The organism is Methanofollis sp. UBA420, from assembly GCF_002498315.1.
GTDB lineage: Archaea > Halobacteriota > Methanomicrobia > Methanomicrobiales > Methanofollaceae > Methanofollis.
Genome location: NZ_DAGX01000002.1, coordinates 279,227 through 299,504, shown reverse-complemented (window position 1 = coordinate 299,504; position 20,278 = coordinate 279,227). Strand labels below are relative to the sequence as shown.

Sequence of the window (20,278 nt, the reverse complement as noted above, 5' to 3'; positions counted from 1 at the left end):
GGCCTCAGTCGGCTTTGTAGAACCCCCCTGCTCGGATCATGTACCCCTATCCCCCCGATCTCGGAGGGTAAGCGCGGATCCACCGCCTTCCCCTCACTCTCCACCGGGGGACTGACCTCGAAGACTTTGTCTTCTCGTTGCCCCCGGACCCCACAACTCAGGATTGATCCCGGGAAGACAGGGCAGAAAATTTGAGAGGGATTGCCATCCCGTCTCTATCCTGATGGTAGGGGGTGGGGAGTGTGAGCAAAGCGATCTTGAGAGATACGGGAAAATCGAAGATTTTCCTGTTCTGACAGATCTTTGATTTGCCGGTGACCGTAGGTTTTCGAACGGCAGCCCCCCGGAACCAGCATGCAAGAACAGGATATCTTCAGAGTCCCTCATTCCTTTTTTCCGAACTGGTAGTGTTTTCTGAGGAATTCACGCACTTTCTCCGACGCGATATAGCCCCGGTCCAGGTCGTCCACAAGCCTGTCGATGCGCCCGACCTGCTCCAGTACAATCGCCGTGTCGTCGGAAGAGTGCATCTCGGCAACAGCCTGGATGACCTGGAGGGGGTTTCTGATCTCGTCGTTGAGAGTGGCGAACTGCTGGAGGTTCTGCTCTATCCGGACGAATGCCTCTGATTTGAGCCGATCTGTCTGTTTTTTCTCGGTGATATCCCTTGCAATGGCAAGGAGATAGGGCCCTGATTTCAGGTCAAAGCGGTTGAGAGCGACCTCCGTGTCCAGAAATGTCCCGTCCTTTCTCAGGTGCCGCCACTCGAAGCAGAGGACTGCACCTCTTTCGGCCATGGCATAATACTCCTTCAGGGCTTCGGCCGACCACCTGCCGTCGGGCTGGCAATCCGGTGAGACATCAAGGATAGAAAGTTCTTTCACGTCTTCAGGGTTGTAACCCAGCATTTCCCGGGCTTTTTTGTTGCAGTCAGATATGTGTCCGTCCTGCATGACGAAGATGACGTCGTTGGCCGAATGGAACAACTGGCGGTACTTCTCCCGGGAGTCCCTGAGGCACTCTTCGTACCGGTTCCTTTCGGCAATGTGCCCCTCCAGAAAAGAGAGGAGGTCGTTGATCGCTCCACAGAGCATGTTCATCTCGTCTGTCAGGCCCCGGGGGAGGCGGCGGGAATAGTCCCGGTCATGCCGGATCGCCGCGACTGTACGGCTCACCTCTTCGAAATGGCGAAAAAGGGTCCGGTGGAGGAGGATGAGGATAAGGATGCCGGCAGATACACAGGTCGCAACGATGACAAGGATGAACTGGAAAAATGGTTCAATGCTCTGGAAATACAGGCTTCGTGGCTGATCGATACGGGCGAGGACTGCGGGCCTGCCTTCGATGTCGTCGAGGGCAGTGACCCCGGAGACTGTCTTCCTGTCAGGAGAGGGTGCGATGACCGGGGACTCTACCCCGTCCGTACGGCCGCTTCCAACGATGCCGGCATATGCCGCAGGGTCATCCGGGGAGTAGAACGAGACTGGGAGGCTGGTGATGTCCTGGACTCGTACAACTTCGTCTCCCCGGAGATACCGCCCAAAGAGGAGCATCCCCTGTGAGGGGCCCTGTCCCGTACTCCTGAGCACCGGAGCAGCGGAAACCATCATCGGTCCTTCGGGAAGGGGGATGATACCCGTGACCTCGCGTCGGGAAGAACAGATCTGTGCATAGATGTCATGGTCGTCGAGGTAGGTAAGGAGAGCAGAAGAGGGGGACGTGAGGTTCATGTTTGAACGTTCAATGTCTGTCCCATAGACGAGAGTCCCCCCGGCGTCATAGAGCAGGATCGTATCCAGACGTGCCGTCCCGAAGATTTCGAGGGCAACGTCGGAGGCATGGCCCGCAGGGTGCCCGTCCTGCACAAAAGAGCAGGCATCGTCCCATGTTGCATAGTCCCGGCAGAGCATGGCGATGCCGTCCAGTTCGGTCTGGAGAATGTCCGTGACGAGGTCACAGTCATCGGTCATCGCCGAGATCTCGATTTTTTCGATGTGCGGGTCGAGCACCAGATGAGCGGTTACGAAGATGCCGGTGATCAGGGCAAGGGTCACGCACACGATAACAAGGATGGTATATGTGAGGAGCTTCATAGTCTCACGGCATTCAAGGGCGTCTCTGGCGGATTTCAGCATATTCTAGGCCTGAAAATCTGCCCGCGCCGCTCCTCTTATTTTGAGGGAGTACAATATATACCAGCTGTATTATCCTGGCAGATATTTGGAGATCTTATTTTATATTGCAGGGGGATTGTGCGATTCTGGAGAATCGATCCCTCTAACCTGTCCAGAGATCATGGAAAAGATCTGCGCTCCTGCTGTTGGATGAACATGAAAGTTATAAGACCCAAACCGATGGCAACAAGCCAGGTTTTTCGTTATGGTGCTGTCTCTGGAAAACCGTGGAGAGCAGCAACAAAAGAACCAGAAAAAGGGAAAAACGCCCCGGCCGGGATTTGAACCCGGGTCAAAAGCTCCGCAGGCTTCTAGGATGTCCACTACCCTACCGGGACACTGCAGATGTGCTCTATAAAATTGGTGGTTCTCCCATATATTCATTCCCCTTCAGCAGACCGGGGAGAGGTCAGACCTCCCCTGTTGTCTGCCCAGTCTGCCCGATCATCGCGGAGAGATCGACGGTGACATCTGTGCCCCGGATGTCCAGATGGTATTTTCCCGGGCTCATGACAAGGATTTTCTTTGATTCGTCCACGGAGTACAGGCCGGCAAAACCGTCCTGTGCCACAATATTCCCGTCCCCGTCGCGCACGGTCACCTCAAGCCGACTTCTGTCGCTGATGGTGGTCACCGTCTTTTTCTCTTCCTTATGGCTTCCATAACTGCTCTCATAGACGACCGTCCGGGTGGTCATCTTCGGCTGAACGGAGAAGTCCACAATAAGGGGTGCCTGTGTCACATTGATTACCCATGCAGCCGCAGGATGACCATAGTCCAGCACAACCTTCTCGTGGATCACTTCCAGATATGAGGGCGCTGCTGGCGTGACAGTGGGGTTCTGCTGTGCCGGCGGACTCGGGCGGTTGGTCGTCGCGGGATATGGCGTCGCAGGACTGACATATTCGCTGTCCACAGTCGGGGTTGGTGTGGTCGGCGTGGGGGCGGGCGTATCCTTGGCCCAGAATGGTTTTTCCTGTGACCCACCTTCGGCCGCGGTGGTACATCCCGCCACCAGAAGGGCGGCACAGACAAGAAAGGCGAGCAGCATGTGGAGGGACTTCATCAAATACGAGTACTTGCTCCCGGTATATATGGGTTTATAAGGTTGCCCGGGACGACCCTATATCTACGAGAACGGGCATCAAAATTTGTGCTATATAGATGTTCTCCTCTTCTCAACCTGGATGAAATCAACAATACGAGAGAATGAGGCCTCTGTAGATCTCTTCTGCGCACCTGAGTGAAGGAATAGAAACCCGCTCGTCGATGCCATGTATCGTTTTTATCTCTCCCGGGCCGTATTCCACTGTCGGGAACCCGGCCTTTCTCAGGTGCCTGGCATCGCTCGCCGCCCACTGGAAGATGGGAACCGCCTCTTTCCCATACACGCGCCCGATCTCCGAAGAGATGCGCGTGGCAATCATGGCCGACGGCGGCGTAAAGGAGGGTTCGGAGGTCGAGGTCACCTTCATCCTCGCTGAGGGCGCATGCGAAGCGATCTCTGAGACGATCTCCCCGGTCGTGCACCCCCACGGGATGCGCAGGTCGAGGTCGAGGTCGCAGCGTTCGGCAACGATGTTTGCCTTCTCCCCGCCGGAGATGACACCCGGGTTGAACATCACGCGGCGCAGGACACGGTCGAGTCCCTGTGTCCCGAAGATCCCTTCGAGCACCCCTGACGACCGGGCGATGATCTCCTCCATCTCGCCGCTCACCGGGTACTCCTGTTCATGGATCTTCTGGAGAAAAGAGATGAGCGCGTGCGCCTCCATGATCGCGCTCCGCCCGATCTCCGGGTACAGGGAACTGTGTCCGGGTTCGCCGGAAAAAGAGAGGGAGAGCCGCGCCAGTCCCTTCTGCCCGATGCAGGGGGAGAGGCGGGGCGTCGGTTCGGCGATGAGTGTGTCGCAGGGCCGAAGCACGTCCTTTGCAAGGAGATATTCCATGCCATGGCACCCCCCGGTTTCCTCGTCGCAGACAAAGACCACCTGACAGGAGGGTGCGTCCCCTTCGCCGGCGACACGCCGTAGGGCGGTGAGGAGGGCCGCGCACCCCCCTTTCATGTCGCTCGATCCCCTCCCCCAGATATACCCCTCCTCCTCGACGCCCTCGAAGGGGGGGTGGCTCCACCCTGTCGGGATGGCCGGGACAACGTCGAGGTGGCCGACAAGGAGGAGGCCCGGGTTCCGGCCGGGTGCGATCAGATTGCAGCGCTGCCCGTCCCGGGAGACGACGACACTCTCGATCCCGCTCTCCAGCAGAAAGGTATGGATGTAGTCGGCGACGTCGCGGGTATCGCCGGGAGGGTTCTCGCTCCTGATCCTGACAAGGTCCCTGCAGAGAGCGGAAACGTCCATGGTCTCAGGCGCTCACGCTTTTTTTGTACTCCTCAAAGAGGGTCGCCAGTGAACCGCCGTTGTAGATGCTGTTGAAGAACGGTCTGGAGAAGAACTCATCGATGGCGTCGGAGAAGAACGCCGCGGGCACCGGCTTTTTGCTCTCCGGGTCAAGGACGATCCTGAAACTCTGGTAGGCGGCCGGGTTTCCCCTGTCGTACACGCCCTTCCAGACCATCGGGAGCTTTGCGAACTTCTCGGGCTGGTTTTCCTTCAGCCACATGATAAATCCCGGGAAGAGGGCGCGCTCGTCCTTCTTCTCCTCGTCAAGCCGCCAGCGGAGGTACTCGCGGTGCATCATGTTCTTCGGTGACTGGTAGTTGAAGACATAGGTGCTCAGCGTGTACTCGATGTGCGCGAGGGCGTCCATGAGATAGAAGGACAGGGTCGGGTGGAAGTCGCTCGGTTCCTCCAGGATGAGGGACTTCTCATAGTACTTCAGCAGGGCCCTGAAATGCTCGTCCTGCATAAGTTCGTTCATCATACAGAGCAGTTTGCCCGTCCACACTAAAAATCATTGTATTCTGGCATCTGTCTCTCTGTGCCCGGGTTTATCTGGGCACGCCCTAAAATGGCATCCGGGCTCCAGAAAGGTTGTCCGTCTGTTTTTCGAGGCAGCCCCCCGGCACCGGCGCCAATCCCTGCCTTCCCCACACTGCCCATCAAGGCGTCCCCGGGATCAACTTGGGCAGATCAAAAATGAGAGTGGAAAACAGTTATTTAAAGAAGGGCTCTCTGTTCTGGACGGCCTTCTCGAAGAGGGCCTCCAGTTCCTCTCCCTTCTTCCCCCTGATATCGACGTGGTTGTCGGTCCGCAGGAGGCAGGGCTTGAGGTAGCCGTCAGACGTCACGCGCAGGCGGTTGCAGAAGGCACAGAACTCGGTGTTGTGGAGAGGCCGCACCACCTCGACCTCAGCGCCGTCCACGCAGTACTTCTTCCGGTGGTGCATGCGCCGGGTGAGGACCTCTGTCGAATTGTCGGCGATCTCTTTCTCCAGGCGATCCACGTCGCCGTGCATCGTGCAGTTGTTGAACTCCATCAACTCGATGATCTGGAGGATGAGGGCGTCGCTGTCCCTGACGAAGGCGAGGAAGTCCGGGATCTCGTCCTCGTTCAACCCCTTCAGGATGACGGTGTTCAACTTCACCGGCGTCAGGCCGGCGTCGACGGCCTCGCGGATCCCGTCGAGCACATGGTCGAGGAGGTCTTTTTTCGTGATCTGGCGGTACCTGTCGTGCCTGAGGGTGTCGAGACTCACGTTCACCCGTGCGAGCCCCGCCTCCTTCAGGTCATGGGCAAGGCCCGGGAGGAGGGTGCCGTTCGTGGTCATCGACGACTCGATCCCGCGCGGCACAGCCCTGACGATATCGAGAATATCCTTCCTGAGGAGTGGCTCGCCCCCCGTGAACTTCACGCTTTTGATCCCGATCTTTGCACCGACACGGAGGATCTCCCTGATCTCCTCAAGGCTGAGCTCTTCGCGCGGCTTCACCTCCCCCTCTGCATGACAGTAAATGCAGTCGAGGTTGCAGCGCGGCGTGAGACTGATCCGCAGGTTTGTTACCGGGCGACCGGAGTTATCCTTCAGCACCATCCTTCTGCCTCCGGAAGTTCTTGGCGACGATGTAGATCTCCTTGCTCCCGCGCCGGGATGCCTGCGGCCTGAAAGTGCGTACAGACAGGAAGTGCTTCTTCACCTCAGCATAGAGTTCGGGGAAGTCCTCTCCCTGGAAGGACTTGCAGACAAAGTTTCCCCCGTCCTTCAGGATCGTGACCGCAAAGGCGAGGGCATCCTCGCCGAGGGCGATTGCCCGCGCCTGGTCGTAACTCGTCGCCCCGGAGAGCTTCGGAGAGGCATCGCAGGTCACGACCGATACGACTCCTCCGGCAAGTCTGCGCACCTCTTCCTGCACCTCAGGCGTCGTGAAGTCCCCGACAATCGTCTTCACGCCCTCCACCGGGGCGATCGAGTTGAGGTCGACGCCGATGATCGTCCCCCTGGTGAAGGTCTTGAGGACCTGCAGCCAGCTGCCCGGCGCGGCGCCGAGGTCGACGACATTGTCGTCGTCCCTGATCACCGTGTGCCTCTTCTGGATCTCCAGCAATTTGTAGGCGGCCCGTGCCCGGAAACCCTCCCTCATTGCCCGGGTATAGTATTTGTCCCGTGTCCATTGTGATGTCATGATTTTTTTGCCTCGTCTCCTCAGGGCTCTGTTGGGATACCGGATAGAATAAAAAATATCATGATATAATGTATAATAGAGTCATATAAGGGGTTTGTAATGTTAAAAGCAACGATTGATGCAGATACCTTCCGGGAGTCGATCGACGCCCTGGCCGCGCTGGTGACCGAATGCCGGCTCCACGTCGATGGAAGCGGGGTGAAAACCTGCGCCGTCGACACCGCGAATGTTGCCATGGTCTCTCTGGACCTCGGCAAGGACGCCTTCGAGACCTACGAAGCGACTCCCGATGAACTCGGGATCGATATTGCAAAGATGAAAAATATCCTCGGGATGATGGGGAAAGGCGATATTTTATCTCTGAACCTCCCTGAGGGCAGCCGCCGGCTGGAACTCGCGTTCGGGAGTTACCAGTATTCTGTCACGCTCCTTGACATCAATACGATCAGGAAAGACCCGAACCCCCCTGCCATCGAACTCCCCGGCAAGGTCGAGCTCCCCGGCAGCGCGCTCTCCACTGCGATCAAGGCCGCGGACGTCATTTCAGACAAGATCGCCCTTGGCATCGACCCGAAGGCCGAGATATTTTACATGATGGCTGAAGGCGACACCGACCATATCAAGCTCGAGCTCGGGCGCGATCAGCTCATCTCTCTCCAGCCTGCCGAGGCGCGCTCGCTCTTCTCCCTCGACTATCTCAAGGATATGGGCAAGGTCATGGGCCGCTCAGAGAAGGTCTGCGTTGCCCTGGGCATTGACCACCCGGTGAAGGTAGCCTTTGACCTCGCCGGCGGGAAGGGGCATGTCGAGTACCTGCTCGCGCCGCGCATCGAAGCTGACTGAACATGGTTGATGTCCAGGACCTGGCCAGATATCCCTTTTTAGAGGAGGCACAGGACTACGTCAGGAACGAGTCCGGCACCCTCAACCTGATCCTCAGGTCTGAACTGGGCAAGTCCCTCCTTGAACACGCCTCCCGGCGGGTCAGGGACACGCTTGCCCAGAAAAATCCCGCAGAGTGCGGGGTCTATGGCAGGGACGCAAAGGAAGACATCTTCACCTATGTCCTTGCACGGATGCTCGTCTCCTGCATCAACGACCGGATGCTCATAGAGCGGCTCTCGCAGTTCGAGGCGCGGCGCGCATACTCCTGGTTCGTGCGGGAGGACAGGGAGCGGATGGTCCGTATCGCCGAAAGGGTCGGGATCGACCTTGAGCGGCCTACCCTGCCGGTGGTTGCCTATGTCGGGCTGATCGGCCCGCTCAATGACGAGCGCTGGCGGCTCGTCAACCGACGAGTCGAAAACGGTCATGTTTCTCTCCTGCCCGAGGAGATGCAGGAACTGGTCGAGGAGCGGATCCGGGCGATCATCAGAGAAAGGCTTCCGCTCACCGTCCCCGAGGAAGTCTGCAGAATTTTACGGCCCTATACCGATGAGATCGCCGCCGCTCTCCAGCAGCGCGCCCTCGAGGAGTTCGGTGAGGTGGACGAGTCATCTTTCCCGCCCTGCATTGCGGCCCTCATCAAGGCGGTCACCGCCGGGACCAACCTCCCCCATGTCGGCAGGTTCGCCCTCACTGCCTTCCTCCACAACATCGGGCTGTCGACGACACAGATCGTCGCGGTCTTCCAGAGGGCGCCAGACTTCGACCTCTCGATGACGATGTACCAGGTGGAGCACATCTCCGGCCGGGCCGGGACCGAGTACACCGCCCCGTCGTGTGCGACGATGCGGACACACGGCCTCTGCGTTCGCCGCGACGAGGCCTGCGAGAAGGTGAGCCACCCCCTCTCATACTACAAATGGAAAAAGAAGCAGAATCTGTATAAGGTCAGGAAATCTTCTCGTTGATGACATAGCCTGCGCCGCTCATCGTGATGAGGAAGAGCACGAGGGCAACGATATAGGCGAGTCCGATCAGGTTGTTGTTCCCCGGATCGATGCCCTGAAACATTCCTGGCAGGGCGATGAGAAGGACGATGAAGACGAGCAGGCTCGCGGCTCCGGTCAGCACATCCAGTATACGTGCGTCCATAATACTCACCTGTTCTTTCCCTACCTCTATATCTCTTCTTCTCCGCCATCTTTTTCCGGCCAGGGCCCTACCTCTCCGCATGGACAGGGACGAAGCACTGACCCTCCTCAATCGGCATGTGGCATCTGACTCGCTTCGCATGCACTGCATCGCCACGGCGGCAGTCCTCCTCGGCCTTGCCGAAACCTTCGGAGAGGACGCGGACCTCTGGGAGGTGATCGGTATCCTCCATGACATCGACTACGAGACCATCGGCGGCGACATGAACAGGCACGGTATCGAGGGTGCCGCTCTCCTCAGGCAGGAGGGCCTACCCGAGGTGATCTGTCTGGCAGTCGAACGGCACAACCATATCCTCTACGGCCCGTACACAGAAAGGCTCGACCTCGCCCTCCAGTCCGCAGACAGCATCAGTGGCTTTCTCATTGCCTGCGCCCGCGTCAAAGGGGGGGCGATCACCGATGTCACCCCGAAGACCGTGAAGAAGAAACTGAAGGAGAAGGCCTTTGCCGCCGGGTGCGAAAGGGAGAGGATCGCCGCGGTGAACGGTCTCGTCGAGCCTGAGGAGTTCTATCGCATCGCCATCGCCTCTCTTGCAGCACGGAAGGACGAACTCGGCCTGCGTTAGGATTATCTCCCCGCGATGCGAGAGGATCTGCCATGAGCCATGAAGAACGGGACCAGGTTCTCAGGGCCCTCTCTGCGGCCGTCGACCTGCTGCGCGAGGGGATGGACCCCTGCCTCGTCCCAGAAGTCGGCACGAATATCACGTATGCCCTGGAGAAGGCGCGCGAACCCGGGGATGTCGTAGCAGTGAGGGGCCGGATCGTCCGCCTCGGCGAGGCAGTCCACCCTGTCGGGGAGGTCGCCTTCGGCGCAAGCGACCATGTGGCGCGGATCGTTCTGACCGCGATGCGCTACGACCCGCGGGTGCGTGCGGCCGCAAACATCAGGTTTGCCGAGCCCATCCTCCACGAACTTGAGGAGATGATGCTCGACATCAGGTACTTCGACCGCGACCAGGAACCACCTGGCATCAAGACGATGGACTGGGGCGTCGCCTCGTGCTGCAAGACCGGCGTTCCGGACGTGATCTATGACCGCGGCGCCTCAGGCAAGGAACCGATGATCCGGATCCTCGGCGAGGATCCGGACGAGGTCGCACATAATATTCTTAAACTGTCAAGACGCATTAAAAATACAAATCTCAGGGATAGGTGCGAATGGGAATAAAGCCGACGTATATTAAGAGCCTTGGTAACGATATCAGAAACAAAAACCCCGGCCGCTTTACCGGCGACTTCGCGGAAAACAAGCAGATCGTTGCCGAAGTTTCGGTCATCGAATCGAAGCGCGTGCGGAACAGGGTCAGCGGTTACATCACGAGAAAGCAAAATACTAAAAGAGTATCTGCGTAAACACTACCTCATGTTTGAGGGAGTGTTTCCAGCAGTCATTACCCCTTTTAGGCGGACCCCGGATCACCGCCTTGATCTTGAGGGGCTCCGATCGAATATTGAGTTTTTGATCGCCCGGGGTGTCCATGGAATTGTTCCATGTGGATCTACGGGCGAATCTGCAACACTCACGTTTGAAGAGCACGAGCAGGTGATCGGGGCGACGGTCGATACGGTGAACGGCCGGGTGCCGGTGCTTGCAGGGACCGGGTCAAACAACACCGCCGAGGCCATCAGGTTTACGAAGGCGGCGCGGGACATCGGTGCCGATGGCGCACTGGTCATCAGCCCGTACTACAACAAGCCAAACCGTTCTGGTCTTGTGAAACATTTTTCCGCCCTTGCCGATCTCGATCTCCCGGTCGTTCTCTATAATGTTCCCGGCAGGACCGGACAGAATATCCTGCCCGACCTTGTCGTCGAACTCGCCGACAACCCGAACATCGTCGGGATCAAGGAGGCGAGCGGGAACCTGGAACAGGTCTCGCGGATCATCGAGGATACGCAGGACCGGGACTTCGAGGTGCTCTCCGGTGACGACGCCCTGACTCTGCCCATCCTCACCCTTGGCGGGAGCGGCGTGATCTCTGTGGCCGCGAATATCGAACCGGCACTGATGGTCGGGATGTACGAGGCTGTGAAAAAGGGCGACCTGGAAGAAGCGCGGCGTATCCATTACCGCCTGTCCCCTCTCTTCAGGGCGATGTTCATCGATACAAATCCGATCCCGGTGAAAAAGGCCGCTGAACTCCGCGGCATGGCCGCCGGGCCGGTCAGACTCCCTCTCGACGAACTCGACCCTGCAAAGACAGAAAAACTCGCGGAGGTGCTCGGGCACTATGATTAGAGTTGTCATATCAGGGGCCCTCGGGCGGATGGGCACGATCCTCGGCCGTCTCGTCTCCGAGGCGCCTGACCTCGAACTGGTCGGTGGCATCGACGTCCATGCCGGGACCTTCTATGGTGCGCCTGTTGTCGAAGCGAAAAATATCGACTCATTTCTGAAGGCGACAAAGCCCGACGTCCTTATTGATTTCACCGTGGCGCACGCGGCTGTTGGGAACATCACGGCCGCCGCCGACAACGGCGTTGCGCTCATCGTCGGCACGACCGGTTTCACGCCAGAACAGCAGGAGGAGATCAGGATGGCAGTCGAGGGGCATGTGCCCGCGGTGATATCGAGCAACTTCTCTGTCGGGGTGAACATCTTCTGGCGCCTGATCAGGGAGGCTGCCCGTCTCCTCAACGAAGGATATGATGTCGAGGTGACAGAGGCCCATCACCGCTACAAGAAAGACGCCCCGAGCGGGACCGCGAAGACGATCCTCGGAATCCTCGACGAGGAACTCGGCAGCCGCCCCCACCAGTATGGCCGCGAGGGCATGACCGAACGGAAAGACGAGATCGGCGTCCACGTGATCCGGGGCGGCGACATCGTCGGCGACCATGCGGTCCTCTTTGCCGGGAACTATGAGGTGATCGAACTCTCTCATCGCGCCTACGACCGTGCGGTCTTTGCGAGCGGCGCTATCAGGGCGGCCTCATGGGTGAAGGGAAAGGCCCCGGGCATCTATTCGATGGCAGACGTCCTCGGGCTGCCCTGAGAGGGGCGCTATCGAAAGATATTTCTCTATTTTTACAGAATAGTAAAGAGGAGTAATTACTATGGTTGCAGTTGTTGACCCTGATCTCTGCGTCGGTTGTGAGACCTGTGTGGATGAATGCCCGTCAGAGGCGATCTCGATGGAAGACGGTATCGCCGTCGTGAACAAGGACGCCTGCACCGATTGCGGCACATGTGTTGACGTCTGCCCTGCGGGCGCCATCCACATGGAATAAATATCCCCCATTATTCTCTTTCTCCTTTCTGTTCAGAGATAGTGTCTCTGCTCGCTGTATTTTCCGGAGTCTACGTGCATGCCTCTCGTGTCCGGAAGTCTTTCTCCCGCTCCTTTATACTGTATTTTTTGCTCTCTACTCTCCTGATACTGGAAATAGAGCCGGCTAGAGGAGGAAAAGGAATCTTTTAATAAACTGTTGCATATAGGTAGAGTTACCTATGATAAATGTTGGAGTTCTCGGTGCTACCGGGGCTGTCGGCCAGAGGTTTGTACAGTTGCTCTCTGATCATCCCTGGTTCAACCTCCAGACCCTGACGGCTTCAGAGCGCAGTGCCGGAAAGCGGTACGGCGACGCGGTCAACTGGCGGCTGGATGTGCCTTTCCCTGATTCGGCTGCCGATGTTATCGTCAGTCCGACCACTGTCGAGGCGGTTCGCGACTGTGATATCGTTTTTTCAGCCCTGCCGGCCGATATTGCGAAGGGTATCGAAGAGGAGGTTGCGGCGGTCGGTGTCGGCGTCTGTTCCAACGCCAGTTCGCACCGGATGGACCCCGACGTCCCCCTGGTCATCGCCGAAGTGAACCCCGACCATCTGGGCATGATCGATCTCCAGCACGATCATGGGCGGGACGGTTTTATCGTGACCAACCCGAACTGCTCGACGATCATGCTCACCCTCGCCCTTGAGCCCCTGCGGCAGTTCAACTTTTCGAAGGTCTTCGTGGCGACGATGCAGGCGATCTCGGGCGCCGGTTTCGAGGGCGTGGCCGGCATGGCGATCTACGATAACGTCATCCCCTATATCAAGGGGGAGGAGGAGAAGATGGCCAGCGAACCGAGGAAGATCATGGGCACCTTCAATGGTTCCGAAGTGGAGCCGGCCACCTTCTTGGTGAGTGCCTGCTGCAACCGTGTGCCTGTCATCGACGGCCACACCCTCTCGGTCTGGGTAGATGTCGACCGTCCGCTTGACGAGGTCCGGAAGGCATACCAGGAATACCGGGCACCTTTCTCCGGTCTCCCGACTCAACCGGCACGGTCGATCGAGTACCTCGATCAGCCCGACCGCCCGCAGGTGAGGCTCGACCGCAACCGTGGCAATGGCATGACTGTTTCGGTGGGAAGGCTCCGGGAAGGCCTCCGTTTTGCCGCTATGGGCCACAACACCATTCGCGGGGCTGCCGGGGCATCGGTACTAAACGCTGAGTTAATCTATAAGGAGAAGTATCTCTGATAGACCACGAACAGAGGTGGACTATGTTAAAGGACAACACAGTATTCGTCGGAAACAAACCGGTCATGAACTATGTACTTGCAGTTGTGACCCAGTTCAACAATGGCGCGGATGAAGTGGCCATCAAGGCGCGGGGGAAGGCGATCTCCCGGGCTGTCGACACCGCCGAGATCGCGATCAACCGGTTCCTGGAAGGCGTAAACAAAAAGGAGATCCTCACCTCGACGGAGATGATCGATACGGACACGGGCAAGACGAATGTGTCCAGTATCGAGATTATTCTCTCGCAAAATCCAAAATGAAAGAAATTATACTCTTTTTTCCCCGACCAGAAAGCATATATGATCCCGTTTCAAGATCCTAAGTATGAAATTCCTGGCGCACGGCCTTGCGATGCTTTTCCTGCTCTTCGTCATCGTCGTGCCTGTCGCGGCGGCGGACGATACCAAGTACAGTTATCTCACGGTTCAGAGCGTTGAGATCCAGCTTGATAACCATGATGCGAAGGTCAATGTCACCTATACTGTCGACGACGGCGTCCAGATCCTCGTCCACCTCCTTGGCATGAGCGACCTTCGCGAGAAGGTGCTTGAAGTCGTGAATTTCGAGGGAGCGACCATTGAGGAGATTACGATGGATCATGCCGTCCTGACGGTCCCTGGTGTCGGTCTGGACTATGGCCGCGGGACATTCTGGTTCCCTGAGCATGAATTCCCGGTGAAGATTCCCTCTCTGATCGTTGCGTCGCCCCAGGACCGGCGGGAGTTCCAGAACACAGCGGTGTTCCCCGAGGGTATGGGATATTTCAAGTCCTGAACCCTCGTTGCCTATTTTTAAGATCCCTTTTTTTACGCTGGTGATGGAAGCCTCCGGCTTGCTCAAACCTCCTGCTGCCGGCCGGGAAATGATCGATACGGTGCAGGCGGGTGGTCTGGCTGACAACCCTGACCTCCACGACCGGCTCATCGTCGCGACAAACCTCGACTGCATGGCCTCCGGGAACCGGCTGCTGGTCACGACGCTCTCCCAGCACCACGGCACCGCCTGCTACGTATCGATCCGCATCTCCACCATACATACCGTCCGGGCGAATGCTACGATTCGTGTTGGGGTATAAGTATCAGGACGCCGCAGATGTGCTCTTGCAGGCTGGAGCCGGTGTTCGGGCTGGAGCCGGAGAGTCCGGGCACCTGCCATTGAACCGTCTCCTGCAAGGAGGGCGACAGAGAGGCTGTGGATACGGGGAGCCTTGTCCTCCTCTGACCGGCCAGGACCGATCTTCATGGAATCAGGGGATAATCGATCCAAGAATGAGAGATTCTGCAGTGATAGGGAAAATGAATGAGGGGTGATTGCCTCAGGGCGTAATCGCAGTATTCTCTCCTTTTTTCTCGATCCAGCGGTTGACGAGCGACTGGATGTAGACGCCGACAAAGGCGAGGAACAGCCCCCCTACCATGGCGTACATCGCAACATTGAGCCCGTTGAACTCGGGGTACGGGAATTTTTCAATGTGCGAGAGGGAGAGCATGTAGATGCTCGTGCCGTAGACGATGATGCCGATGGCGCTGATGAAAAAGGGGAGGACGATCACCCTGCCGAGGTCTTCGATCTCATTCATGTAGACGTCGATGATCCTGCCGACCGAAGCGATGATCCCTGCCGCAGTGAACCACCCGATCCCGCCGTAGAAGAAGGTCAGCAGGTAGAGCAGTATCCCTTCCTGGGTGTAATAGACAAGCAGACTGTACAGTCCGATGATCACCCCGACGATGAAAAAGAGGATCGCCGTGATATAGGATACGAAGGTGATCTTGCCCCGTCTCAGTGCGACCTGCAGGGAGTTGACCGAGTAACTGAAAAACTCGTCGAAGCCAAGCCCTTTGAGGAGGAGATAAATGCCGAGTGCGCCCACGACGACGATCGTCGCCCCCTCCGGGTAGCCGACGAGGTAGGCGGTGGCGTAGATGAGCATCGCAAGGCCGAGAGGGATCAGGACCATCCGCGAGACCTTCGGGTCGTCGAGGAGTTTTTTGATGATATAGTAGGTCCCTTCGAGGTTCGGCATCTGGGTGACGATCACCCTCCTGATGCTCGTCACGGAGAGCCTTGACTGGACGATCGGGAGGATGTACTCGTCTTCAGCACCGTCGGAGATAAGAACACAGGCATCTGCATCGGTCCGGGCGATCACGTCGTCGAGATCTGTGCCGATCTTCCGGTCCCCCTCAAGCATATGCATATGGTTGCCGGTGAGGATCGCAACTTCGACCTCTTCGCCCCGCTCTTTTAGTTCGTCATAGGTTTTTACGGCCTGAAAAATGGCGTTGACGTCTGAATCTTCGGGGTCGGCGAGTGCAAGTGCGCTGGCTGCGTTCAGGCACGCCTCACGTCCGACTACCGGACTTGCGAGACCTGCCTTGTACCCGAGGTCGTCGTCCCGGTCGATGCACAGGATCAGTGTAGTGCCCTCAGCCATCTGATTAGAAAATTACACTCAAACTAATAAATGGTTGCGCATACACAAAAAAAAGTATTAAAGGAGTTTGGACCGCTGCAGAAGGAGGATGTCCTCGGTCGTGAGTTTCTCCCCGCCCTTGAAGAGCTGGAAGATGCGCTCGGCCTCCTGCCTGACCTCGCGCTGCTCCTTGGTGACCTTTGTCTTCTTCTTCTTGTTGCGGAGACCGGAGATGACCTTGTCATAGTCGCGGAGTTCCTTCTGGCAGGTGATGAATGCCTTGTGTTCCTCGTCAGCGGCTTCCTGCGCCTCGACAAAAGCCTTGTGCTCGGTGTCGGCAGCCTCACGGGACTGGTCGGCCTTCCGGTAGAACTCGACCATCATGTCGTGGTGTTTCTGCGCGAGTTCGGCAACTTCGGTCACCCTGTCATGGATGTCTGAGGCTTCCTTACGAAGGTCACGGGCGCTCTGGAGTTTGGTCTTGAGGTCCTTGTTCTGCTCAAGTTCGTCCTCCTGCTCCTTGATGGTGGCCTTCATGTGCTTGATCTTGTCGATCAGTTCCCTCTCTTTGTCGGTAGAGAAGACCTCGGTCTGCTGGCGGAACTCCATCGCTTCGATCTGGCGCTGGATTTCTTTGATGCTTGCATTCTTCTGGAAGGCGGAGTGGTCCTTCTTGAAGGACTCGATCTCTTCGAAGTACTCGTTGGCCTTGGCGTTGAGCTTGTTTCGCTCGTCCTTCAGCCGGTGGACCTCATTATTGGACTGGTCCCGGAGCTCCTTATTTTTCTGGGCCTCCTCGACAAACTCCCGGGTCTGGGTGTTGAGCTGGTTCCGCTCACGGGCATGGGTGCTCGCAAGGGCGTTAAGCTCGTTGCGCCGATTTTTATGCTGTTCAGACTCGGAAAGTGATTTTTTTCTCTTTTCGATCAGTTCATCCAACATGCTTTACCAATCCTTGAGTTCTGATACCGCTGTATAGGCCACCGGGTCTGATGATGCACGGGAGATGCCGCAGAATGGGAGGAAACAGAGGGAAATGATACTACAAAAGTGCCGTCCAGAACAGAGACTGTTTCTCTGATATCTGTGTTCGTAGCGCTGTTCATGATATTCAACTCCTATACCCTCTGGCGCATCCGGCTATGCCGACGCACCCGCCGCACCGTGGTGATCCGCGGTGGATATACCAGGATTTCTAATAGTTTGCGTCATCTTTGGTATTAAGCATTTCGCCGGACCGGTGTCGGTTCAGGCGTATTTTTTGGTGTGTCTTTTGAGAGATGAACCGATCCGGCCAGCTGTGAGGGGCGGCCTGGACATGGTGCACGTGAAAAAAAGAAGATGTCAGAGGAAATCGATGAGGTGGCCGCTTGTCTGGTCACGTGCGAAACTCCGCTGGGGGGCGGCCGACCTGCCGGACGGCATGGGGGCGGGCTTGCTCGCGGGGACAAAGTTGCTCTGCCTGCCGCCGAGGATCTGGGCGCTCTTGACGCCGGTCATGATTGCCATGACCCTGACCTTGCCTTCGTAGTCGTTGTTCACGCGTGCGCCCCAGATGACGTCGGCGTGGGGGTCGAGTTCATAGGTGAGGGAACTTGCGATCTCCTCAGCGTCCTGGAGGGTGAGGTCGCTGCCGCCGGTGATGTGGATGAGGCTGCCTGTGGCGCCGCGGTAGTCGATGTCCAGCAGGGGGTGGGAGAGGCACTCGTGGACGACGCTCTCGGCTTTGTTCTGCTGTTTGCTCTCGCCGACGAGCATGCAGGCGACGCCGCCCTTACTCATGATCGCCCGCACATCTGCGTAGTCGATGTTGATGAGAGAAGGCTGGGTGATCGTTTCGGAGATGCCCTTCACCGTTTCTGCGATGAGCTGGTCCATCACCGAGAAGGCCTGGCCGAGGGGCAGGTTGGGGACATAGTTGATGAGCCGGTTGTTGTCGAGGACAATCACCGAGTCAGCGTAGCTGGCGAGTTGCTGGAGGCCGTCCTCCGCGCGGAGCAGGCGTGCCTTCTCGACCTGGAAGGGGTAACTGACCATGCCGACGACGATGGCGCCCTGTTCCTTGGCAATCTGCGCAACGACCGGGGCAACGCCTGTGCCGGTGCCGCCGCCCATGCCGGCCGTGATGAAACAGAGATCGGCTGTCTCAAGGAGTTTTTCAAGAGTGGGGCGCGCCATTTCCGCGGCCCTCTTGCCGACGTCAGGGAATCCGCCTGCACCAAGGCCCTTGGTGAGCGACTTGCCGATGAGGATGCGCTTGTCGGCCTGGATCATGTCGAGGTGCTGCTTGTCGGTGTTGATCGCGATCGTCTCGGCTCCACAAACCTGCATGTGGTAGAGCCTGTTGATCGTGTTGTTGCCGGCGCCTCCGCAACCGACGATGACGATGCGCGGCTGGCCGAGGAAATCGTCCTCGTCACCGATGATCCCGTCCTGAATATTCAGCGTTTTCTCGCGTTCAGCGTTTTTCATTGCCTCGTTGATGATTGTTTGCATCATGTGCCTCCTAAACCTTGAATGACACCTGGTCGCTCTCCCTCATTACGCGGTCTCCACGCTTTTCGACGAGTTCCCGTACCGCGTGTCGTACCGCCTCTGACACGGTGGGAAATTCGCCGCCGTCAACAAGCCTTTGCAGCATATCGACCTGCTGTTTGGGGAGTCTGATCGTGATCCGCTCCATCTTCCGCCTCTAGTAGTCTGACACTTGTCAGACTTTTGTCTGTCTCATGCCAGACGGGGGGATGCTCTATGTCTGATCCTGCACCAGATGAATGAACTAATACGAGCATCCTATAAAAAGATTCTCAATTGATTTTTTCTGAAAGCGTATTCTTATATGCCATGGAATGCCAAATTTGCGTGATATTCGTCAATATGTCAGGGACGTATCCCCGCCGGATTGAACACGGCGGCAGACTCAGGTGGCACAGGCGGCATTCGAGAGAAAATATTCTTGATTTTAGTGCAAGCATCAACCCTTTCCCTCCGCATGTCCCCTTCTCGCCCCCGGAAGAGGCGATTGCGTCCTACCCCGATGACGGATATGAAACCCTGAAAGAAGCGATCGGGCAGGTGTTTCACCGGGATCCCGCGGAGATCACGGTAGGGAATGGGTCTGTCGAGGTGATCCGCGCGTTCTGTGTCGCCGCCATCAGGCCCGGTGAGAGCGGTGCGATCAGGCCTCCGACCTTCGGGGAATATGAGATGGCAGTCAGGCTCTGCGGGGGCAGGGTGACCGGCGATGCGGCCGGCGCGGCTGTCCGGTTCCTCTGCAACCCGAACAACCCTGACGGTGCGCTCACCGCGCGGGAGGCGGTGCTCGCGATCCTCGACACCCTCGAACCCGGCCAGCGCCTTTTTATCGACGAGGCCTTCATCGAACTTGCCGACCCGACCGCAAGCGTCTCTGACGTCAGGGATCCCGCGCTCTTCGTCTCGCGCTCGATCACCAAGTCCTTTGCCGTCCCCGGCATCAGGTTCGGTTTTGGCTTCGGTGACCCCGACCTTGTCGCGGAGATCGAGGCGCGCCGCCTCCCCTGGACGGTGAATGCCTATGCTGAGAGTTTTGCCCTGGCCGCACTGGACAGGTATGCTGATCTTGGCGAATCCCGGAGGCTTATCGAGATCGAGCGGGCCTGGCTTGCAGGGCGACTCCGCGACCTCGGTCTCTCTCCCCTGCCGTCCACGGCAAACTACATTCTGGTTCCCCTTCCCTGTCCTGCTGACGGGCTTACCGAACGCCTCCTCCTCTCCTATGGCATCCTTGTCCGTGACTGCACCTCTTTCGGCCTGCCCGGGATGATCAGGGTTGCGGTGCGGAGGCGTGATGAGAACATGCGCCTTGTGGAGGCACTTGCGGCATGCTTGCCCTGATCCTTGCCGGGGGCCAGGGCTCCCGCCTCAATATGGGAGAAAAACCTCTCGTGACCATCTGCGGGCGGCCGATGATTGCCTATGTCATCGACGCCTTTGCCGACGCGGGCTCTGAGATCATGGTCGTTTCATCGCCCCGGACCCCGTACACCAGAAACTGGTGCCGGGCGCAGGGGATCGATCTCTATGCCACCGGGGCGCGCGGATATGTCGCAGATATCGTCGAAGCGGTGACCGCACTCGGCGAAGAGGGGCCGGTCTTCACCTCGGTCTCCGACATCCCCTGTATCAGGGGAGAGATCGTAGAGAGGATACAGGAGGCGTACATCTCTGCAGGCACCGACGCCCTCTCCACCTGGGTGCCGTCGGCCCTCTGTCGCGGCTCGTCTTTTCGCGCCGCCTACCAGGAGACGGTCGACGGCGTCCCTGCCTGCCCTGCCGGGGTAAACATCCTCCTCGGTGCGCGGATCGAGGAAGAACAGGAAGAATCCCGCCTTCTCCTCGACGAACCCGCGCTCGGCTTCAATGTCAATACACAGGACGACCTTGCCCGTGCGGTGCGTTTTATCTGCGCCGGAAAAAAGCGGCATTCTGCCTGAATTCACCCGGATTCCCCG

At 58.0% G+C, this 20,278-nt stretch carries 25 protein-coding genes and 1 tRNA gene; 14 read left to right on the top strand and 12 right to left on the bottom strand.

Going from position 1 to position 20,278, the window contains the following annotated elements; translation table 11 throughout:
- Window positions 1–383: 383 nt before the first annotated feature.
- From BP869_RS01530 to BP869_RS01500, 7 genes are all read right to left on the bottom strand, one after another.
- On the bottom strand, window positions 384–2,093 hold the full coding sequence (locus BP869_RS01530; protein ID WP_342676243.1) for a CHASE4 domain-containing protein: 1,710 nt from the start codon (window positions 2,091–2,093) through the stop codon (window positions 384–386).
- A gap of 347 nt (window positions 2,094–2,440) precedes the next feature.
- Window positions 2,441–2,512: transfer RNA gene (locus BP869_RS01525), tRNA-Arg, on the bottom strand.
- A gap of 71 nt (window positions 2,513–2,583) precedes the next feature.
- A complete protein-coding gene (locus BP869_RS01520; protein ID WP_342676241.1) occupies window positions 2,584–3,240 on the bottom strand; it encodes a hypothetical protein in 657 nt (218 codons plus the stop codon).
- Window positions 3,241–3,367: 127 nt separating this feature from the next.
- Window positions 3,368–4,534 carry a M20/M25/M40 family metallo-hydrolase gene (locus BP869_RS01515; protein ID WP_342676239.1) on the bottom strand — a complete coding sequence of 389 codons (1,167 nt, stop codon included), beginning with the start codon at window positions 4,532–4,534 and terminating at the stop codon, window positions 3,368–3,370.
- Window positions 4,535–4,538: 4 nt separating this feature from the next.
- Window positions 4,539–5,057: a hypothetical protein gene (locus BP869_RS01510; protein WP_342676237.1), complete on the bottom strand. Its 519-nt coding sequence runs from the start codon at window positions 5,055–5,057 to the stop codon at window positions 4,539–4,541.
- 232 nt (window positions 5,058–5,289) lie between these two features.
- Window positions 5,290–6,168, bottom strand: a complete 879-nt coding sequence (moaA, locus tag BP869_RS01505) for a GTP 3',8-cyclase MoaA (RefSeq protein ID WP_342676235.1) — start codon at window positions 6,166–6,168, stop codon at window positions 5,290–5,292.
- Window positions 6,152–6,757, bottom strand: a complete 606-nt coding sequence (locus BP869_RS01500; RefSeq protein ID WP_342676233.1) for an RlmE family RNA methyltransferase — start codon at window positions 6,755–6,757, stop codon at window positions 6,152–6,154. The genes moaA and BP869_RS01500 overlap by 17 nt, the downstream gene beginning before the upstream one ends.
- Before the next feature lie 99 nt (window positions 6,758–6,856).
- Between BP869_RS01500 and BP869_RS01495 the strand changes: the two genes are divergently transcribed.
- Together BP869_RS01495 and BP869_RS01490 are read left to right on the top strand one after the other, a co-directional pair.
- Window positions 6,857–7,600 (top strand): DNA polymerase sliding clamp, encoded by a 744-nt coding sequence (locus BP869_RS01495; RefSeq protein ID WP_342676231.1) that lies wholly within the window; start codon window positions 6,857–6,859, stop codon window positions 7,598–7,600.
- Window positions 7,601–7,602: 2 nt separating this feature from the next.
- Window positions 7,603–8,610 (top strand): DNA primase large subunit PriL, encoded by a 1,008-nt coding sequence (locus BP869_RS01490; RefSeq protein WP_342676229.1) that lies wholly within the window; start codon window positions 7,603–7,605, stop codon window positions 8,608–8,610.
- Here the strand turns inward: BP869_RS01490 and BP869_RS01485 are convergent.
- Complete coding sequence (locus tag BP869_RS01485; RefSeq protein WP_067050461.1) at window positions 8,591–8,794, bottom strand: hypothetical protein; 204 nt, start codon at window positions 8,792–8,794, stop codon at window positions 8,591–8,593. The genes BP869_RS01490 and BP869_RS01485 overlap by 20 nt on opposite strands.
- A gap of 79 nt (window positions 8,795–8,873) precedes the next feature.
- On the opposite strand from BP869_RS01485, the gene BP869_RS01480 reads away from it, so the two are divergent.
- The 10 genes from BP869_RS01480 (at window position 8,874) to BP869_RS01435 (ending at window position 14,444) form a co-directional block, all read left to right on the top strand.
- Entirely contained in the window at window positions 8,874–9,422 is a 549-nt protein-coding gene (locus BP869_RS01480; RefSeq protein ID WP_342676226.1) for an HDIG domain-containing metalloprotein, read from the top strand.
- 32 nt (window positions 9,423–9,454) lie between these two features.
- Window positions 9,455–10,027 (top strand): thiamine-phosphate synthase family protein, encoded by a 573-nt coding sequence (locus BP869_RS01475; protein ID WP_342676224.1) that lies wholly within the window; start codon window positions 9,455–9,457, stop codon window positions 10,025–10,027.
- Window positions 10,018–10,212, top strand: a complete 195-nt coding sequence (locus tag BP869_RS01470; protein WP_342676223.1) for a 30S ribosomal protein S17e — start codon at window positions 10,018–10,020, stop codon at window positions 10,210–10,212. The genes BP869_RS01475 and BP869_RS01470 overlap by 10 nt, the downstream gene beginning before the upstream one ends.
- 10 nt (window positions 10,213–10,222) lie before the next feature.
- A complete protein-coding gene (dapA, locus tag BP869_RS01465; RefSeq protein ID WP_342676221.1) occupies window positions 10,223–11,098 on the top strand; it encodes a 4-hydroxy-tetrahydrodipicolinate synthase in 876 nt (291 codons plus the stop codon).
- Entirely contained in the window at window positions 11,091–11,855 is a 765-nt protein-coding gene (gene dapB / locus BP869_RS01460) for a 4-hydroxy-tetrahydrodipicolinate reductase (RefSeq protein WP_342676220.1), read from the top strand. Before dapA ends, dapB begins: the two co-directional genes overlap by 8 nt.
- Window positions 11,856–11,916: 61 nt before the next feature.
- Window positions 11,917–12,090, top strand: a complete 174-nt coding sequence (locus BP869_RS01455; RefSeq protein ID WP_067050478.1) for a 4Fe-4S binding protein — start codon at window positions 11,917–11,919, stop codon at window positions 12,088–12,090.
- Window positions 12,091–12,310: 220 nt separating this feature from the next.
- Window positions 12,311–13,327 (top strand): aspartate-semialdehyde dehydrogenase, encoded by a 1,017-nt coding sequence (asd, locus tag BP869_RS01450; protein ID WP_342676218.1) that lies wholly within the window; start codon window positions 12,311–12,313, stop codon window positions 13,325–13,327.
- A gap of 23 nt (window positions 13,328–13,350) precedes the next feature.
- Window positions 13,351–13,629: a DNA-binding protein Alba gene (gene albA / locus BP869_RS01445; RefSeq protein ID WP_067050484.1), complete on the top strand. Its 279-nt coding sequence runs from the start codon at window positions 13,351–13,353 to the stop codon at window positions 13,627–13,629.
- Between the two features lie 64 nt (window positions 13,630–13,693).
- Window positions 13,694–14,143, top strand: coding sequence for a hypothetical protein (locus tag BP869_RS01440; protein ID WP_067050487.1), 450 nt, complete (start codon window positions 13,694–13,696; stop codon window positions 14,141–14,143).
- Window positions 14,144–14,186: 43 nt separating this feature from the next.
- The gene (locus BP869_RS01435; protein ID WP_342676215.1) at window positions 14,187–14,444 is read left to right on the top strand and encodes a hypothetical protein; all 258 of its coding nucleotides are present in this window, start codon (window positions 14,187–14,189) and stop codon (window positions 14,442–14,444) included.
- Window positions 14,445–14,684: 240 nt separating this feature from the next.
- On the opposite strand, the gene BP869_RS01430 is transcribed toward BP869_RS01435, so the two are convergent.
- The 4 genes from BP869_RS01430 to BP869_RS01415 all read right to left on the bottom strand — a co-directional run bounded on the left by BP869_RS01430 (window position 14,685) and on the right by BP869_RS01415 (window position 18,468).
- Window positions 14,685–15,806: a DUF373 family protein gene (locus tag BP869_RS01430; protein ID WP_342676213.1), complete on the bottom strand. Its 1,122-nt coding sequence runs from the start codon at window positions 15,804–15,806 to the stop codon at window positions 14,685–14,687.
- 57 nt (window positions 15,807–15,863) lie between these two features.
- Window positions 15,864–16,727 carry a coiled-coil protein gene (locus BP869_RS01425; protein WP_067050493.1) on the bottom strand — a complete coding sequence of 288 codons (864 nt, stop codon included), beginning with the start codon at window positions 16,725–16,727 and terminating at the stop codon, window positions 15,864–15,866.
- Window positions 16,728–17,129: 402 nt separating this feature from the next.
- Complete coding sequence (gene ftsZ / locus BP869_RS01420; protein ID WP_342677383.1) at window positions 17,130–18,281, bottom strand: cell division protein FtsZ; 1,152 nt, start codon at window positions 18,279–18,281, stop codon at window positions 17,130–17,132.
- 10 nt (window positions 18,282–18,291) lie between these two features.
- A complete protein-coding gene (locus BP869_RS01415; protein WP_067050499.1) occupies window positions 18,292–18,468 on the bottom strand; it encodes a ribbon-helix-helix domain-containing protein in 177 nt (58 codons plus the stop codon).
- Between the two features lie 161 nt (window positions 18,469–18,629).
- Here BP869_RS01415 and BP869_RS01410 point away from each other — a divergent pair, with 161 nt between their 5' ends.
- Window positions 18,630–19,661 (top strand): histidinol-phosphate transaminase, encoded by a 1,032-nt coding sequence (locus tag BP869_RS01410; protein ID WP_342676211.1) that lies wholly within the window; start codon window positions 18,630–18,632, stop codon window positions 19,659–19,661.
- Window positions 19,649–20,260 (top strand): NTP transferase domain-containing protein, encoded by a 612-nt coding sequence (locus tag BP869_RS01405; protein ID WP_342676209.1) that lies wholly within the window; start codon window positions 19,649–19,651, stop codon window positions 20,258–20,260. The genes BP869_RS01410 and BP869_RS01405 overlap by 13 nt, the downstream gene beginning before the upstream one ends.
- Window positions 20,261–20,278: the final 18 nt, after the last annotated feature.

What these genes read in the sequence shown, in the direction of transcription:
- BP869_RS01530 (WP_342676243.1), bottom strand. Translation starts at nt 2,093, where the DNA reads ATGAAGCTCCTCACATATACCATCCTTGTTATCGTGTGCGTGACCCTT.
- BP869_RS01520 (WP_342676241.1), bottom strand. Translation starts at nt 3,240, where the DNA reads ATGAAGTCCCTCCACATGCTGCTCGCCTTTCTTGTCTGTGCCGCCCTT.
- BP869_RS01515 (WP_342676239.1), bottom strand. Translation starts at nt 4,534, where the DNA reads ATGGACGTTTCCGCTCTCTGCAGGGACCTTGTCAGGATCAGGAGCGAG.
- BP869_RS01510 (WP_342676237.1), bottom strand. Translation starts at nt 5,057, where the DNA reads ATGATGAACGAACTTATGCAGGACGAGCATTTCAGGGCCCTGCTGAAG.
- moaA (WP_342676235.1), bottom strand. Translation starts at nt 6,168, where the DNA reads ATGGTGCTGAAGGATAACTCCGGTCGCCCGGTAACAAACCTGCGGATC.
- BP869_RS01500 (WP_342676233.1), bottom strand. Translation starts at nt 6,757, where the DNA reads ATGACATCACAATGGACACGGGACAAATACTATACCCGGGCAATGAGG.
- BP869_RS01495 (WP_342676231.1), top strand. Translation starts at nt 6,857, where the DNA reads ATGTTAAAAGCAACGATTGATGCAGATACCTTCCGGGAGTCGATCGAC.
- BP869_RS01490 (WP_342676229.1), top strand. Translation starts at nt 7,603, where the DNA reads ATGGTTGATGTCCAGGACCTGGCCAGATATCCCTTTTTAGAGGAGGCA.
- BP869_RS01485 (WP_067050461.1), bottom strand. Translation starts at nt 8,794, where the DNA reads ATGGACGCACGTATACTGGATGTGCTGACCGGAGCCGCGAGCCTGCTC.
- BP869_RS01480 (WP_342676226.1), top strand. Translation starts at nt 8,874, where the DNA reads ATGGACAGGGACGAAGCACTGACCCTCCTCAATCGGCATGTGGCATCT.
- BP869_RS01475 (WP_342676224.1), top strand. Translation starts at nt 9,455, where the DNA reads ATGAGCCATGAAGAACGGGACCAGGTTCTCAGGGCCCTCTCTGCGGCC.
- BP869_RS01470 (WP_342676223.1), top strand. Translation starts at nt 10,018, where the DNA reads ATGGGAATAAAGCCGACGTATATTAAGAGCCTTGGTAACGATATCAGA.
- dapA (WP_342676221.1), top strand. Translation starts at nt 10,223, where the DNA reads ATGTTTGAGGGAGTGTTTCCAGCAGTCATTACCCCTTTTAGGCGGACC.
- dapB (WP_342676220.1), top strand. Translation starts at nt 11,091, where the DNA reads ATGATTAGAGTTGTCATATCAGGGGCCCTCGGGCGGATGGGCACGATC.
- BP869_RS01455 (WP_067050478.1), top strand. Translation starts at nt 11,917, where the DNA reads ATGGTTGCAGTTGTTGACCCTGATCTCTGCGTCGGTTGTGAGACCTGT.
- asd (WP_342676218.1), top strand. Translation starts at nt 12,311, where the DNA reads ATGATAAATGTTGGAGTTCTCGGTGCTACCGGGGCTGTCGGCCAGAGG.
- albA (WP_067050484.1), top strand. Translation starts at nt 13,351, where the DNA reads ATGTTAAAGGACAACACAGTATTCGTCGGAAACAAACCGGTCATGAAC.
- BP869_RS01440 (WP_067050487.1), top strand. Translation starts at nt 13,694, where the DNA reads ATGAAATTCCTGGCGCACGGCCTTGCGATGCTTTTCCTGCTCTTCGTC.
- BP869_RS01435 (WP_342676215.1), top strand. Translation starts at nt 14,187, where the DNA reads ATGGAAGCCTCCGGCTTGCTCAAACCTCCTGCTGCCGGCCGGGAAATG.
- BP869_RS01430 (WP_342676213.1), bottom strand. Translation starts at nt 15,806, where the DNA reads ATGGCTGAGGGCACTACACTGATCCTGTGCATCGACCGGGACGACGAC.
- BP869_RS01425 (WP_067050493.1), bottom strand. Translation starts at nt 16,727, where the DNA reads ATGTTGGATGAACTGATCGAAAAGAGAAAAAAATCACTTTCCGAGTCT.
- ftsZ (WP_342677383.1), bottom strand. Translation starts at nt 18,281, where the DNA reads ATGCAAACAATCATCAACGAGGCAATGAAAAACGCTGAACGCGAGAAA.
- BP869_RS01415 (WP_067050499.1), bottom strand. Translation starts at nt 18,468, where the DNA reads ATGGAGCGGATCACGATCAGACTCCCCAAACAGCAGGTCGATATGCTG.
- BP869_RS01410 (WP_342676211.1), top strand. Translation starts at nt 18,630, where the DNA reads ATGGAATGCCAAATTTGCGTGATATTCGTCAATATGTCAGGGACGTAT.
- BP869_RS01405 (WP_342676209.1), top strand. Translation starts at nt 19,649, where the DNA reads ATGCTTGCCCTGATCCTTGCCGGGGGCCAGGGCTCCCGCCTCAATATG.